Origin of the sequence: Paenibacillus montaniterrae (assembly GCF_018403185.1) — a bacterium.
Classification (GTDB): domain Bacteria; phylum Bacillota; class Bacilli; order Paenibacillales; family Paenibacillaceae; genus Pristimantibacillus; species Pristimantibacillus montaniterrae.
In genome coordinates this window covers 145,926-162,584 of sequence record NZ_BOSE01000005.1, presented here as the reverse complement: position 1 = coordinate 162,584, position 16,659 = coordinate 145,926, and the positions used below count along the sequence as shown (strand labels likewise).

At 45.5% G+C, this 16,659-nt stretch carries 10 protein-coding genes; all 10 read left to right on the top strand.

The window, feature by feature from the left end; all coding sequences use genetic code 11:
* Nucleotides 1-850 precede the first annotated feature (850 nt).
* The 10 genes from KJS52_RS14515 to KJS52_RS14470 all read left to right on the top strand — a co-directional run bounded on the left by KJS52_RS14515 (nucleotide 851) and on the right by KJS52_RS14470 (nucleotide 16,625).
* A complete protein-coding gene (locus KJS52_RS14515) occupies nucleotides 851-2,656 on the top strand; it encodes a glycoside hydrolase family 43 protein (protein ID WP_246563576.1) in 1,806 nt (601 codons plus the stop codon).
* Nucleotides 2,657-2,860: 204 nt separating this feature from the next.
* Nucleotides 2,861-4,636 carry a spore germination protein gene (locus KJS52_RS14510; RefSeq protein ID WP_213516451.1) on the top strand — a complete coding sequence of 592 codons (1,776 nt, stop codon included), beginning with the start codon at nucleotides 2,861-2,863 and terminating at the stop codon, nucleotides 4,634-4,636.
* Nucleotides 4,637-4,658: 22 nt separating this feature from the next.
* Nucleotides 4,659-5,762, top strand: a complete 1,104-nt coding sequence (locus KJS52_RS14505; RefSeq protein ID WP_213516448.1) for a GerAB/ArcD/ProY family transporter — start codon at nucleotides 4,659-4,661, stop codon at nucleotides 5,760-5,762.
* Complete coding sequence (locus KJS52_RS14500) at nucleotides 5,755-6,948, top strand: Ger(x)C family spore germination protein (protein WP_213516446.1); 1,194 nt, start codon at nucleotides 5,755-5,757, stop codon at nucleotides 6,946-6,948. The genes KJS52_RS14505 and KJS52_RS14500 overlap by 8 nt, the downstream gene beginning before the upstream one ends.
* Before the next feature lie 90 nt (nucleotides 6,949-7,038).
* Complete coding sequence (locus KJS52_RS14495) at nucleotides 7,039-8,781, top strand: sensor histidine kinase (protein WP_213516444.1); 1,743 nt, start codon at nucleotides 7,039-7,041, stop codon at nucleotides 8,779-8,781.
* 17 nt (nucleotides 8,782-8,798) lie between these two features.
* The gene (locus KJS52_RS14490) at nucleotides 8,799-10,253 is read left to right on the top strand and encodes a response regulator transcription factor (protein WP_213516443.1); all 1,455 of its coding nucleotides are present in this window, start codon (nucleotides 8,799-8,801) and stop codon (nucleotides 10,251-10,253) included.
* A gap of 139 nt (nucleotides 10,254-10,392) precedes the next feature.
* Nucleotides 10,393-12,084 carry an extracellular solute-binding protein gene (locus tag KJS52_RS14485; RefSeq protein WP_213516436.1) on the top strand — a complete coding sequence of 564 codons (1,692 nt, stop codon included), beginning with the start codon at nucleotides 10,393-10,395 and terminating at the stop codon, nucleotides 12,082-12,084.
* Between the two features lie 74 nt (nucleotides 12,085-12,158).
* Complete coding sequence (locus KJS52_RS14480) at nucleotides 12,159-13,094, top strand: ABC transporter permease (RefSeq protein WP_246563574.1); 936 nt, start codon at nucleotides 12,159-12,161, stop codon at nucleotides 13,092-13,094.
* Between the two features lie 68 nt (nucleotides 13,095-13,162).
* Nucleotides 13,163-14,113, top strand: coding sequence for a carbohydrate ABC transporter permease (locus KJS52_RS14475; RefSeq protein WP_246563572.1), 951 nt, complete (start codon nucleotides 13,163-13,165; stop codon nucleotides 14,111-14,113).
* Between the two features lie 139 nt (nucleotides 14,114-14,252).
* The gene (locus KJS52_RS14470; RefSeq protein WP_213516432.1) at nucleotides 14,253-16,625 is read left to right on the top strand and encodes an alpha-L-arabinofuranosidase family protein; all 2,373 of its coding nucleotides are present in this window, start codon (nucleotides 14,253-14,255) and stop codon (nucleotides 16,623-16,625) included.
* The last annotated feature ends 34 nt before the right edge of the window (nucleotides 16,626-16,659 follow it).

The window sequence follows — 16,659 nt, the reverse complement described above, 5'->3', positions numbered from 1 at the left end:
ACCGAAGGCTGCGGTGCTCACGTAGCTTCTGGCCTACGCTGCGCTCCTCGCCTTCTAGTATCGTGCCATCTTCTTGGTCCTGAAAGCCGAGTTTTGAACCTTTATTTGGAAGGGAGGTTAAAAGGCTAAGGAAACTGGAGAACGTTATTTGAGACAATTGAGGGTGTTCTCGGTTCTAATGAATGTGTAGCGTCTTATTCGACGATTTTCACTATAACCAGGGAAGTTTATCGTCAATAACGTTGTGTATATTCATTAGATTTCGATAAACTCCAATCTGATTCATTAAGGTTACCAGGATTCTTTAAACCTTCTCTGTAACCCTACTTCTGTACAGCCCTTTAAAGTGCTCACAAAGTAGTGCCGCAGCTAGGGCGTGAATGCAAACCCGCTTAGGGGCATCTTACCCCGCCTTTTCGCCCCCTACTGCGTTGCCTTTCCTTGACGTACACCCGGTACGCCTTCGAAAAAGCGCCTTGCATGGAACGAACATTCGGCATAATCTGCTCCCTTCTGAGTTTGCATACACGCCCTAGCACTCCATGTTTTCACTAGCGTCCAAGCCTTCTTGGTCCTGCATTCAAAAAATCTACAGCGAAGGAGCAATGCATCCGAAAAACGAAGTGTGCCGCCTTTAACATCGAAATGCAACCATAAAAATTAAAATAAGGGCATTACGATTTAAAAAGCGGCTGGAGGATGCATTGCTCCGTAGCGCTGAAGAGGTAGTTCAAAATTTCCGGCAAGTTTAGTATAATAGCTAATAGATTCATATATTTATAAATTCTATTATTATGATTTAACATCATCTTTACTTCAAAGGTAAATCAACGTTCAGGAGGAAATGGTTATGTCAACTGCGTACTACGGGTATTTACTTGCTCATTTTATCGGTGAGCAGCCGGATGGGGAACAGGTCTATTTCTCATATAGTGAGGATGGCTTGTATTGGAAGGATCTAAACAATGGTCAGCCTGTGCTTCGTTCCGGCTTGGGAGAGCAGGGCGTTCGTGATCCGTTTATTATTCGTTCGCCTCGAGACAACAGCTTCTATATCATTGCAACGGATCTTAGGATTGCTAACGGGAAGGGCTGGGATGTAGCGGTAAATGAAGGCAGCCGCGATATTATCGTCTGGCAATCGCAGGATTTGGTTAGCTGGTCAGAGCCTTGGGCGGTAACGCTTGGCATAGAAGGAGCAGGCTGTGTATGGGCGCCGGAAGCGATTTATGATGAGCAGGCGCAAAACTTCCTCGTATTTTGGGCGTCAGCTACAAAGGACTTTGACAACGAGGAGCGCAAGCAAAAAATATACTGTGCGCGCACTAAGGATTTCCGCACCTTCAGCGAGCCAGAGCTGTATATCGAGCAGGACAATCATATTATCGATACAACGATTATTGCTCATGCTGGAAGCTATTATCGTCTGTCGAAGGATGAAACGACGAAAAATATTACGCTGGAAAAAGGAGCTTCTTTGGAAAAGGATGCATTCACCCCTGTGTCAGCCCCTTCGCTAGAGGCGATCTACGGCGTAGAAGGCCCGCAAATTTTCAAGCTTAACGACCGCGAGGAATGGTGCTTGATTATTGACCGCTTTGCCGAAGGCAAAGGCTATCTGCCACTGTTAAGCGCTAATTTGGATAGGGGAGAATTCCGCGTAGTTGAGGACGGCTCTTTTGACTTGGGAGCTACTAAAAAGCGTCATGGCAGCGTTATTCAAATTACTAGAGAAGAATGTAATCGCTTGCTCGCCGCTTATGGCGATGGACATCAAACTTTGCCAGGGCAATTTGCTGATCCTGATCTAGCCAAGTTCGGCGATCGTTACTACCTTTATCCGACAACTGACGGGTTTTCGGGCTGGTCCGGCACTCAATTTCATGTGTTTTCTTCCCCTGACCTGCGGATTTGGCAGGATGAAGGCGTAATTGTCGATCTGCTGTCTCCTCAGGTTCCTTGGGCCATTGGAAGTGCATGGGCGCCCGCAATCGCCGAGAAACACGGCAAATACTATTTTTATTTTTGCGGCAAAATGGAAAACGGCGTAAGCGCGATCGGTGCAGCAGTTGCCGATTCACCAGCCGGACCATTTACTGCAATGCCTGAGCCGCTTATTACGATGGAGCAAATGAAGCGTTTGTCAATCAAAATGGGGCAAACGATCGATCCTGCCATCTATACAGATGAGGATGGAATTTCTTACATGCTGTTTGGCAACGGGGATGGAGCGATCGTGCAGCTTGGTGAGGATATGGTTAGCGTGGTAGAGAGCACGATGGCCAACATTGACGGTTTGCATGATTTTAGAGAAGCAGTCACCGTGTTGAAGCGGGGCGGCTTGTATCATTTTACTTGGTCCTGCGACGATACAGGCAGCGAAAATTATCATGTAAATTACGGCACAGCCGAGCATTTATACGGACCTGTTACGTATCATTATCCCGTGCTTGTCAAAAACGCTGCCAAAGGAATGCTCGGCACAGGTCATCATTCGATTATGCAAGAGCCGGGCAAGGATCAATACTGGATTGCCTATCATCGTTTTGTAACGCCGCTAACTCGGTTTAAAGATGGCAAAGGCTTTCATCGTGAGGTTTGCATCGATCCTGTAACCTTCGGCAAGGATGGCTTGATGCAGCCGGTAAAGCTATAAATTTGATCTAATTACAAGCTGATTCAACGGCATCTTCAACTAAGTCTTTTTATCGAAAGGTAGAAAGACTGGGTTGAAGATGTCTTTTTTTATTAGAGGATACAACTGTTTGGAACCCGCGTTTTCCTGAAATTCTGGTTTCTGCATGAGCAAGAAAAATATGGGCAAAATAAGCTCACTGAAATTAGATTGGGACTGGTCATAATGTGGAGTAAAGTAATCGAGTATTTTCCAGATTGGAAGGCCTGGATGCAAGCAATTGTCATGACGCTAATTGCGCTTGGCTCCTACCGCATTCATGGACGTCTATATAAGTGGGGCTATAACCAGCCAAAGCAAGACGGTCAGCAGCAGGGCAATAGTCATCAGCAAGGCGATGGTCAACCGCAAAACATTGCTCAGCAAAAGGTTGATGGTCAGCAGCAAGGGGAGAACCAGCAGCAAAATGACGGTCAGCAGCCAAGTGATCCCTGGCAGCAACCACAGAGCCAGCCGTCCCCTCAGCTTACAGGCAATTATGATGCTGATATGGCCTTGATCAAGGAGCAGCTTGGCAATAATAGCGACGTGCATTTTCGAGACTTCCGAATTAGTATACGAAACAGTCGTGCCGTCCTTATTTTTGTAGAAGGCATGCAGAATGAAGCGCTAATTAACAGACAAGTGATGCAAAATCTGATGGATAACAGCTTCGTTAAATTTGAAGGCTATGCGATGCACAATCAAAGCCAAGCGTTCGCTGCTTACTTAAAGGACAAGCTGCTGCCGATCAGCAAAATAAGTGAAGTAACGGATTTATATGAGCTGGAGCAGTCGATTTTGTTCGGTTTTACGGCATTGCTTATAGATGGCTTGCCTCATGCACTGCTAGTAGGCGAACCGGCTCCCAAAGTTAGAGCAATCAATGAGCCAACCTCTGAAGCATTGCTGCGCGGCCCGCGTATCGGCTTTACGGAGGTGCTTGGCGAAAATACAGCGCTGCTCCGCCAGCATGGGCGTGGAGCTGATCTGGAACTGAAGATGATAGAGGTTGGCAGCCGCATTAAAAGAAATCTGGTCATCGCCTATATGAAGGAAATTGTAAATAAAGAGCTGCTGCAAGAGGTAGAGGACCGGATTGCCAACATGAATATGGATTTTATTTCAGAGTCGGGGTATGTGGAGCAGCTAATCGAGGATAATTGGCTGAGCCCGTTTCAGCAGGTGCAAAATACTGAAAGGCCTGACAGGGTCATTAGTGCGCTGCTCGAAGGCAGGATAGGGATTTTACTTGATGGAACACCCTTCGCTTTAATCGTCCCTGTTACGTTCAGCATGCTGCTGCAATCGCCCGAGGACTATTATGAGCGCTGGCTACCGGGTTCCTTGCTGCGAACGCTTCGATTTTTTGTCGCTTTCCTTGCGCTAATGATACCAGCCTTATATATTTCGTTTATTTCCTTTCATCCAGGGCTGATTCCAACTGAGCTGGCGATCACGATTATCGAAACAAGACAAGGAGTACCATTTCCATCATTAATTGAAGTGCTAATATTAGAGGTTTCAATTGAAATATTGCGAGAAGCAGGCATCCGCTTGCCTAAGCCGATCGGACCGGCGATGGGGATTGTTGGAGGCTTGATCATTGGAGATGCAGCGGTGCAGGCAGGAATTGTAAGTCCGATTTTAGTCATTGCTGTTGCTGTTACCGCAATATCTTCCTTTGCGATTCCAATTTACAGCGCAGGAATTACGCTGCGTATTTTGCGTTTCTCGGGAATGCTGTTTGCCGCTACTCTCGGCATGTTTGGCACGATCCTGTTCTTTTTGTTCATTTGCAGTCATTTGACTAAGCTCAAAAGCTTTGGCGTGCCTTATATAACGCCAGCATCTCCATACCGTTTTAACGATTGGAAGGATCTAGTATTGCGTGCGCCAGTTACGCTTATGAAGCGTAGACCAAGCATGTTGAAGCCTCAGGATAAAAAACGCAGGTCTTAGCTGAATAGTTAGGGGGTCCGCTATGTTTACACGATCTGATGACAAAATTACAAGCACTCAGGCTTCCATCTTTTTAACCGATTCTGTTCTGGGAGCAGGAATTTTAACAATGCCTCGTGCTGTTGTAGTAGCGGGGGAAACACCAGATGTATGGCTTTCGGTTTTGCTTGGCGGCTTGATCGTAATGGTGCTTATTGTCGTAATGGTAAAGCTGAGTCAGCAATTTCCTGAAAAAACTGTGTTCCAGTATGCTGGAATCGTCATTGGCAAAGTTCCGGCTTTTATACTATGCTGGCTGCTCATTATTTTCTTTATAACAATCGCTGGGTTCGAGGTGCGAGTGCTGGCGGAGGTTACATTGTTTTTTCTATTGGAGGGCACTCCAATGTGGGCGACGATGATTCCTTTCATATGGGTGAGCGGATATTTGCTGTTTGGCGGTCTAAATGCCACCGTCCGTTTATTTCAGCTTATTCTCCCAGTTAGTTTATTCGTGCTAATAGTGTCCTATTTGCTCAGCATCAGAATTTTTGAAGTGGACAATTTGCTTCCTGTACTGGGAGATGGCTTGCTTCCTGTATTTAAAGGGTTAAAAGCGACCGTACTTATTTTTGCGGGCTTTGAGGTTGTTATGTTTCTTGTTGCCCATATGCAGCATCCTGAAAAGGCGATTAAAGCAATGATAGCAGGAATTAGTGTTCCGCTTGCGATCTATTTCTTTACGATTATCTTCGTAATTGGCGGCATGTCTATTGATGCTATTTTGAGAAGCACTTGGCCGACGATTGATTTGCTGCGCAGCTTTGAGGTAGCGGGCTTGTTTTTCGAACGTCTGGAGTTCCCTTTTCTAGTCATTTGGATGATGCAATTATTTTGCAACTTTACCTGTTATTTTTTCGGTGCTTCATTAGGCATTTCACAATTGCTAAGGATCAAGTTCCGTCCTGTCATATTTGCAATGATGCCAATCATTTACTTGGCATCTGTAATACCACAGGATATCAATGATTTATTTGCACTTGGAGATATTATTGGCTGGTCAGGAATTATCCTTTTCTGTCTAATTCCGCTGCCGCTGTCGATTATTTGGCTTATACGAAGAAAGGGCTTGAGGCAAGATGCGTAGACTTTCATATTTGATTGGCATGATGCTCTTATGCTCGCTGCTGCTGACAGGCTGCTGGAGCAGCAAGGAAATCGAGGAGAGAAGCGTGTATGTTGGGATGGCTGTTGATCTGGCAAACAAGACAACAGCAGAGAAGCAGCTTGAGTCTCAAGGAGGAGGAACTCAAGTACAACCGTTAATTACTGCCACCATTCAAATCGTTCCGTTAAAATCAGTAGGTCGAGGGCAGCAGCAAGCCGAGTCTGGAAGCATTAAAAAGTATTTGAATGTTTCGGAAACAGGGAATTCCATATTTGAGATTATGCGCAATTATTCGTTGAAACGAGATCGTGCGGTAATCGGTCATCATCTTAAAGTGTTTGTCATCTCAACAGAGCTAGCTGAAAAAATAGAGCTGCACAAGCTGCTTGATTTTCTGCTGCGCGACAATGATATAAGGCCGAGCAGCATGGTATTTCTATCGAGAGGCAAGGCGATGGATACGCTTGAGTCCGATGAGCCGGATGAAATTCCTGCTTTTCGCATTCGCGATATGGTGCGCAATAAATTTCGCAACAATAAAATTTACAAAGAAGTTATCCTCACGAATCTGGACGGATATTTCCACGCCAAGCAAAGCTTTATATTACAAAATATCGCAGCAGCCGATACTGGTGAGATTGAGTTTACCGGAGCCGGGATCATAAAAGGCTCTACGAATAAATGGATTGGCGATTTGGATCAAGAAAATCTAAGCGCTATTTCCTGGATTCAAGGCGATAGCTCAGGGGGCTTGCTTAAAACCGTTAATGACAGAAATTCTATTATTACCTACGAGATCTTGTCTGGAGAAAGCAAAATTATACCAAAGGTCGATGGTGAAAGGCTTTCATTTCATGTTGATATTAAAACGGAAGGACGTTTAATCGAAACCTGGGATGCTGAAGAGACTGCATCCAAAGCATTCTTTCTTAAAGAAGCCGAGCAAAAGTTTGAGCAAAAACTGGAGACGATGCTGCAAAACCTGATGAAAAAAATGCAAACCGAATATAAGGTGGAGGTCGCCGGCTTTGGAGACAGACTGCGTATTACGCATCCAAAGGTATGGAAAAAGGTAAAGGATGATTGGGATGACATATTTAGCCGCGCAACTGTAAGCTTTGATATTAGCTTGAAAATTACGGATTACGGCTCTTCAACTGAATAGTTGGTTTATTATTTCCTTCTCAAATTTGCTGGTGTAAACTATAAATCATCCAGCAGCTAACTGGCCAAGCTGGTAATAGATTGGCAAGGGATGGATACGACTATGAAATTTTTTGGCAATGTAAGTCTGGGCCGGCAACTCCTATATTTGATTACGATTATGCTAGTTGTGCTGTTGTTGTCTTTTGTTGTGACGAATATTATTGCGCAGCAAATCGTTGAACAGAAGGTAACGGAATCAACCAATAAAATTTTATTGCAGGTGGAGGAAAGCGTGGAGAGCTTCTATGGCGATATGGAGGGGATATCCTACTCATTGCTCTATAGCCCTACTATTCAGTCCTATTTAAGCGCGGATGATGTGCTGGATCGAATTTTGATGAACAGTGATATTGAAGCGCAGTTTTCCAGCACTACCTCCTTGAAGGATACGATCAAAGGGATTCAAATCTATAACAGCAGCGGTGAAATGATAGGCAGTATTGGTGAGATGACGCACGAAACAGAGGCTAAGACGACGGAAATCATTAGCTATTCAGGAGTGTACGAGGGGCAAGGCCGCTTAAATAAGTACTATACGATTGCCGTGCCGATTTATAATCTGAAGTCCGACCGCTTTATTCGCGACTACCGCGGCATGTGCTTGTTTATTATGGACGTTTCAAACTTTGAAACGATTTTGCGAAAATCTAAAATTACTGAAAATGCGCAGCTACTGCTGCTGGATCAGCATGGTCAAGTAATTGTAAGCGCTTCAAATACGGATGTCGAAGCCAAAGATAGAGAGCAGCTGAGACTAGGCGGTTCTGAGGAAATTGTCCAGACGATTGCTTTGCCGGATACGGGCTGGGAGCTGATTAGCGTCATTCCGAAGCAAGAGCTGTTCGAGGACATGAATGTTATTTGGCGCTTGAATATTGCGACGTATGCGATCGTATTTTTGCTGCTTTGCTTGTTTATGGCTACTTTTTATAGCAGGCTGCTGCGGCCGATCAAAGCGCTGATGGAATTTGTCAGAACCTACCCGAAAAAAGGCAGACAAAGCCGCTTCAGCATACGCTACTACAATGAAATTGGTGTGCTGGGCGGCAGCTTGAACCAAATGCTCGATGATATTGACGCGCTAAGTGAAAGCATTCAATTGGCGCAAAAGCAAATGTATGAGACGGAGCTTTCAAAAAATCGGATGGAGCTTGCGGTTTATCGGCATCAAATTAATCCGCATTTCCTGTACAATACGCTGGAGGCCATTCGCGGACTGGCCTTATACAATAAGGTGCATGATTTGGCCGATATTACTTCGTCGTTGTCCAGCATGTATCGCTACTCGGTAAAAGGTGACAATGCCGTTACTGTATGGGATGAACTGGTTCATCTGCGGCAGTATGCAACCATTATTCAATTTCGCTTCCGTGGAAAAATTCAAATTCAAATTGAAGCTGACGAGCAGTTGTACAGCAAGCCGGCTTTAAAAATGCTGCTGCAGCCATTAGTTGAGAATGCAGTTTTTCACGGTCTGGAAAAAAAGATTGCGCCTGGAACTGCCGTTGTGTCGATTACCGCCCTTGATGAGCATCGCATCCAATATGTCATTCAGGATGATGGATGCGGCATTGAGCAGGACAAGCTGGAGCAGCTGCGAGCAAGCTGGGGGCAATTTCGCCTCGTTGGACAGGCTGAAATGAAGGAGAGCAGCCAAGGAATCGGGCTGACCAACATTTATCGCAGACTTAAGCTGTATTATGGGGAAGCGGCAAGCATGGAGCTTGAAAGTGAACGCGATAAAGGAACAACAGTAACGATTACGTTTGATGTGCGCGAAAAACTGGAGTAGCAGAAAGGGGGTTAGCGATGTACAAGGTGCTAATTGTTGATGATGAGCCATGGGTAGCTTATGGTCTTGCTCATTTGATAGATTGGAATGCCAATGGCTTCGAGGTTATTGGCGAAGCCCACGACGGTGTAACAGCGCTACAGCTCATTATCGAGCATGTGCCGGATGTTGTAGTTTCAGATATTAGAATGCCGGGTCTGGATGGCATCCAGCTATTGGAAAAGCTGAAGCAGCAGCAATTAGACGTTGAGGTGATTCTTGTTAGCGGCTACTCTGAATTTCAATACGCTCAGCAGGCGCTAAGATTGGGAGCCTTTGATTATTTGCTGAAGCAAGTAGAGGCGGAACAGCTGCTGGAGTCCTTGCAGCGCATTAGCGAGCGGCTGCGGACAAAGCGTGAGACGCAGCCAGGCGTCGATCTTTTTTTGCATGATTTGTTCGAGCTGCTTGAGCCAAGCAATGGTACAACAGTTGAGCAATTTCTGCAAAACAAAGGCATCCAGCATGAGCAGCCGCATTTTCGCTTTATTAGCTGTGAGCTTGCAGACGCAAGCGTCTTTCCCTTGCTGGCTGCAGAGCAACACGTACAGATGATCCGCACCTGCCAATTGCGTACTGGATTGAACAAATGGGCCGTGTTGATCAATTATGATGAGCAAAGCAGCTCAACGCATTTTCTTGATTATTTGAGCGAATTGACAGAGCATGCGCAGTATGCCGGCATCAGCTCGCGCGGATACGGCCATACGAAGTTAGCCTTGCTGTATGATGAATCGGAAGTCGCCTGCTGCAGCGCTGGTTTTTATCGCTACGGCCAGCTTATGTCATATAAGAAAGAGGAGCTTGACGCGAAGGATAAGAAAATGGTGCTGCAAATCGAGCTGGCGATTAAGGAAGGCGATCTGCTTGCAATTAAAGCGCTGCTTGGAGAATGGTCTGATCGCTGCAGTGATGAGCGGATTGCGGTTGACCGCTTGACTACGGTATACAATCAGTTTATTTCGCTGTTACTGAAGTATTATGGCAATGCCGTTCGTTATAATGATCTGGAGCATTTGCCTTACGACCAGCTGGTTCGTTTTTATCGTTCGCCTGATGAGTTTTTTTCCCGTCTCGAAGGGCTGTTCGAGCTAATGAATGAGCAGGAAGCACATGTATCGAACGATCAGGCGAAAAAAATAATCGCATATATTGATCAAAGGTATACCGAGGATATTTTGCTCAGCTCGCTTGCAAAGCAGTTTAATTTGAGCATTGGTTACTTGAGCATGCTGGTCAAAAAAGAAACAGGGAAAACCTATTCCGAGTATGTAACGGAAAAGCGGCTTGCCTTGGCGAAGGAGCTGCTTGGCGACCAATCGATTTCAATTCAGGATATTGTTCAGCGAGTAGGCTACAAAGATTATTTTCATTTCAATAAGTTGTTCAAGAAGCATTTTGGGATTACACCAAGCAAATATAGAAAGTTATGAGTGAATGCTCAAAATAACAATGCTGAACAAAACACCAAAATATCAAAATCGAGACATATGAGTTCGTGCTGGCAGCGGCTATGATGAAATTGTCAACAACTTCAACTTCAACAAATAGAATTGGGAGGTCGAACAGAGCATGAGAAAAAAATGGATGTTAGCCGTTTGCCTTGTCGTATTGCTTCTAATCGTAGGCTGCAGTCAGCAATCAGGAAATGGAAGCGCAAACAGCAACGGATCTTCGCAAGGCTCCGGCAATGAAGGGAATGGGGATTTGGACAAAGCGATCTGGTTTTCAACCATCGATTTTTGGAATCCGCCAACGAACTGGGATACAGACCCTCAGACAGTGACTGGGGCTATTACAGAAAAAACAGGCTTAACCTTTGAATTCAACATTCCAGCACAGGATGGCGAAACGAAGCTGAATCTGATGCTTGTATCAGGCGGTGCGGATTTTCCTGATGTGGTGACCATTACGAATGAAGTGCTGGGCAAAAAGCTGATCGAAGCAGGCAAGGTATGGGAGCTGGATGAGTTTTTGCAGCAATATGACCCACAGTCGCATTTGCTAACTAGCTTTCCTGCGGATATAAAACAGGCGATTGTGTCGCGCGATGGCGGTTTCTACGCTTATCCGAGCCATATGCAATCAGAGGATGCAAGCAAGCTGTACCCGCCTTCTGGACAGTTTTATGTTGATATCGTTGAATACGCTTCCAATGGTGCGCTTGTAGTCAACTCTCGTATTTTGGAGGAGGCTGGCTTGACACTGGCAGATATTCAGACCGAATCTGGACTGCTGGCAGCCTACCAAAAGATTCAAGATATGAATTTGCAGGTGGATGGCGCTCCGGTTATTCCGCTTCTGGTTGATGGAAAATCGTATCAGAATACAACACTAGGATTTTTGCAGGATAGCTTCGGTGCAATGCCTGTCGACAAAGACGGCAATTATCGTGATCGTTTGCTTGCCCCTGAAACGAAGGAGGCATTGAAATTTCTGAACAAAGCGTATCAGAGCGGATTTTTGGATCCTGGGCAGATGACGGTTGATAATGCGGCTGTTAAAGCTGACATGGCTTCAGGACGCGTATTTACCTTCATTGGAAACTCTGCGGATACCTCATTTGACAAAAACGACTATTGGACTTCCTCAGGCCCGATTTTAGCTGATTCCGGAACTGCGCCAGTACTCGGTAAAAGCAAACAAGCAGGCGGCGGCTGGATGAAAACTTACATTTCCAAAACAACGAAGCATCCAGAGAAGCTGGCAAAATGGCTTAGCTTTATGAGCAGCAAGGAAGGGATGATGCTTCATATTTACGGCTTTGAAGGCATTCACTATCAATTGGATGAGCAAGGCCTTGTCGTAAAAACGGAGCAAGGCTTGCAGGATGCAACAGACTATATGAAAACCGGAGTGTTTGCTTACTGGCCATTCCATCATACATCGTTCTCATACAGCACTCAACAGCCGCCTTCTGAGGAAACAGATCCATTCTCGATAACGGCAAATCGTGTGCAATCGGCTTACGGCAAGCATGAAAAGACGAAGATCTATGACAACTCCTCCTTCCAGCTGCCAGGTGATTTGTTCCCTGCTGACAGCAAGCTTGCGAATGATGAGCTGCAAATTAAAACCTATAAAGAAGCGCAAGTAGCCAAAATTGTACTGGCCAAAAGCGATGTGGAATTTAATCAGCTTTACGACGAGCTGATTGAGCAAATTAAAAAGCTGGGCATTGAAGCGCTTGATCAAGAGAGAAACAATTTTGTTCAGCAAAAAAATAATGAGTTCGGCATTAAAGAGGTAGGCATTAATTCTTAAAGAGTCGCAATCAAGCATAGCGCGCCTGAATGGGCGCGCTATGTTATAGCAACGACTGGTAGGAGGCGGGCATGATGAGAAGGAAACAAAAAACATATAAGCTTGGTCATGACTACAAAACGCAGCTGGAGCTGCTCATTATGCTATGGCCAGCAGTAATTCTCATACTCATATTTGATTTTACTCCTTTGTTTGGCTTAGTTATGGCATTTAAAAATTTTGAACCGATTATGGGCGTTAAAGGAATTTTTACGAGTGAGTGGAACAATTTTCAACATTTTATTCGCGTCTTTCAAAACTTTCAGTTTTGGCCGATGGTTCGCAATACGCTAGGGATAAATTTGATCGGGGCCTTCATCAGCATTCCCGTAACGCTGATGTTTGCGTTGCTGCTCAATGAAATCAAGCATCCGAAATTCAAGTCGTTAGTTCAAACGGTTACGTATTTGCCGCATTTTCTGTCATGGGTTATTTTTGGCGGTTTGTTTATTACATTGTTGAATACAACGGGAATTGTCAATGTTGTTCTAATGGAGCTGAACTTGATTGATAAACCGATACAATTTTTGGCAGATCCCCAATACTTCTGGGGGATCGCGATTGGCACAGGCCTGCTAAAGGATTTGGGATGGGGAGCCATTTTATATTTGGCAGCGATGGCTGGCGTGGATCAAAGCTTGCATGAAGCTGCGGCTATTGATGGTGCAGGTCGCTGGAAACGGATGCTGCACATTACGATTCCGAGTATATTGCCTACTTTAATGGTATTAATTATATTCGCAGTTAGCGGTATGCTAAACAACAACTTTACGCAAATTTACGTCTTGCAAAATACATTGAATTTGCCAGCGAGTCAGGTTATTGATACGTATGTTTATCAGACCGGGCTGCTGCAATTCCAGTTCGCATCGGCAACAGCAATTGGCTTGATGAAATCTGTTTTTGCGCTGCTGTTATTAGTTGGAGCCAATGCACTATCGAAGCGGCTGACGAAAACAGGCTTGTTCTAGGCTGTAAGCAAAGTAGAAGCTTTCGAAGTGCTTTTCATGTACGGAGGAAGCACAATCATGAGATTAACATGAAAGTGTTAGGAGTTGGTCGTGTGATGGTTGGAGGGAAAAGCAGAGGAGAAAAGCTGTTTAATGCATCGCTCTTTGTTGTGATGATACTTATTATGATCGTAACCGTTTACCCATTTTGGTTTTCGCTTGTCAGCTCGTTGAGTACAGGAAGCGCTCTGACACGCGGACCTGCGTTTTTGTGGCCGCAACAGTTTTCCTTTGCAAGCTGGCAAACGGTATTTGCTGATTCCCATATTATGAAGGCTGCCTGGATTACGGCGTCGCGGACGGCTATTGTAACGGCGGTGTCGATTTTTTATACAGCAATGTTTGCGTACGCATTTTCCAGACCGTATTTGAAAATTAAAAAGTTTTATGTTGTGGTTGGCTTTACGAGCATGTATGTTAGCGGCGGGCTCATTCCTTCTTTTATGCTCATCAATTGGCTGGGCTTGTATGATACGTATTGGGTGTATATTATCCCGTCTTTATTTGGCGGCTTTTGGAACGTCATTATTTTTAATGCGAATTATAAAGCGCTGCCGGTATCACTGTTCGAATCGGCCAAGCTGGATGGAGCAGGCGAATTCCGTATTTTCAGCCAAATCGTCGTCCCTTTGTCCAAGCCTGTGCTGGCAGCTCTATCGGTATTTACCGCGGTTAACATCTGGAACGACTATGGCACGACACTATACTATACGCAGTCGCTAGATTTGCAAACGCTGCAGTATATGATCTTAAAGCTGATTCAATCGAACCGCGCAGTTGAAAATATGCTCAGCACGGTGCAAGGCTCGAATCTCGCTGTATCTCAGCTGTTAGCGAATACTGAGGAGTCAGGGCTCGTATCTGCTAAAACGATTGAGCTCGCTGCGATGGTGATCGCCTCAATCCCGATGATTATTATGTATCCGTTTGCGCAAAAGTTCTTTGTCAAGGGCGTGCTGCTGGGTTCGGTAAAAGGTTAATTTTCGAAAAATGGCAATTCATTATTGAACTTTCCTTGCTGCTCGTTTAGAATCATATTAGATTAACTAATTCAATAATCAATTTATATTAATGTTAATCCAATTGATTCAAGCTATATTAATTTTAGGGAGTGAACAAATGAACCCATCTAGTCGTTTATCAGTATCTTTGGATCGTCAGGGAGCAGCCTTGGGAGATTTATTCGGAATTTTCTTTGAGGATTTGAATCATGCCGCTGATGGCGGACTGTATGCGGAGCTTGTGCGCAATCGTTCCTTTGAGTTTGACCCTATCGACAACAGAAGCTATCATGCTTTAACAGCATGGGAGAAGGTTGAACGCGGTGGAGGCATGGCGGAAATTTCGATACAGACTGATGCGCCATTAAACGTTAAAAACCCTCATTACGCTGTAATCGAGGTTGCAGCTGGTGGAGATGGCGTTGGCTTAATGAATCTCGGCTTCAACTCTGGCATTCCGCTTAAGGAAGGCGAGCGTTATCTCTTCTCCATGTATGCCAAACGTGAGACAGATGAAGCGGATCTGCTGCAAATTATCGTCGAAACGCCAGACGGAGCAGTGTTGGCAGAGGCAGAAGTTGCGGTAGCCGGCAAGGAATGGGTAAAATACGAGGCTGAACTAATCGCCAAAACTAGCAGTCATAGTGGACGCCTATTGATTTTAACAAAAAGAACAGGCAGCTTGGCGCTAGACATGGTATCACTGTTTCCGCAGGCAACGTTCCGCAACCGACCGAACGGCATGAGAGCAGATATTGCACAATTGCTGCAGGAGCTCAAGCCTAAGTTTATGCGCTTCCCAGGCGGCTGCCTTGTACATGATGGTTCATTAAATGCGGATGACCGCAATTCAATGTATCGCTGGAAAAATACGATTGGTCCGCTGCATGAGCGCCCGGCGCGCCGCAGCAACTGGGGCTACAACCAGACGCTTGGACTAGGCTACTATGAATACTTCCAGTTCTGTGAGGATATTGGCGCCAAACCAATTCCAGTGCTTCCGGCAGGCTATGATCCGCATCATAAGCGGATTGTGCCTTTGGATGAGCTTGGTCCGTGGATCGACGATGCGCTTGATCTGATCGAGTTTGCCAATGGCGGCGTTGATACGGTATGGGGAGCGAAGCGTGCTGAGCTGGGACATCCGCAACCGTTTGGCTTGGAATATATTGCGATCGGCAACGAAGAGGTAGGCGAGCCGTTTTTTGAAAGATATGCATACTTTCATAAAGCTATTAAAGAGCGTTACCCCGAAATAAAAATTATTAACTCTAGCGGCCCGTTTCCCGCTGGAGGCGAGTATGAGCGGGGCTGGGCATCCGCTAGAGAGAACGGTTCCGATTACGTCGATGAACATTATTATGTATCCCCGGAATGGATGCTGGCGAACATTGATCGTTATCAATCCTTTAGTGCTGATGATCCGAAGGTATTTTTGGGTGAGTATGCGTCTTGGGGCAACACCTATTACAACGCTTTGGCAGAGGCAGCCTATATGACTGGTCTGCAAAACAATGCGCATGCAGTTGGACTTGCTTGCTATGCACCGCTGCTATGCAATGTGGACTACGTAAACTGGAAGCCAGATCTCATTTGGTATAACAATCATCAGGTTTATAGTACTGCCAACTATTATGTTCAACAGCTGTTTATGCATCATCAAGGCGATTATTTACTGGACGTTCAAGCGGAGGGTCTTGGTGAGCCACAGTTTGCTAAGGTAAAGGCGATCAATGGCAAGCTGGCGCTTGGCGCCAATCCGGATACCGCTCGCTTCTGGGATATTCAGCTCATTAACAATGAAACAGGAGAAAAGCAGCTGCTTCAATATGACACAGCGAACGTATCTGAAACGAACAGCAAATGGCGCGAGCTAGCTGCGACGGATTGGGAGCATTACACGGTAACGTTTAAAGCGCGCAGATTGCAGGGAGATAAAGGCTTCGAGCTAAGCTTTGGCGAGCAGGATAGCGGAAATCGCTACTTATGGGAAATCGGGGGCTGGCAAAATCAAGACGCTGCGCTCGTTTCCTTAGTCAACGGTCGCGGCTCCTGCTTGACGCAAAGTCTGTTCACAGTCGAGAGTGAAGTGGATTATGAGTGCGCGTTAGAGGTATCAGGGCGAAGCCTGAAAGCATACATTAACGGCGAGCTTATTAATGAGGCGGAGGACAAACCGCTTGTAATCGCGCCATTATACTATACGGCGAGCTACGAAAAAGAAAGCGGAGATACAATTGTGAAGGCAGTCAACGTGCAGGAGAAAGCGCTCGACCTGACAATTGAATTGACCAAGCTTGGGTCAACGGCTTCTGCGAGAAAAGTTGAAATCTATGAGCTGGCTGGCTACGGACTGGAGGAGCAAAACGATTTCGAAGCACCAACACGCATCGCTCCCCAGCAATATGGCTACGAGCTTGAGTCTGACGCAAGCGGCTTTAAGTATGGTGTTAAGCCGCAATCCATTACAATATTCCGCTTTAAGCTGTAGTTTAAAAATTGGACTTTGATGACGACGTGTAGCT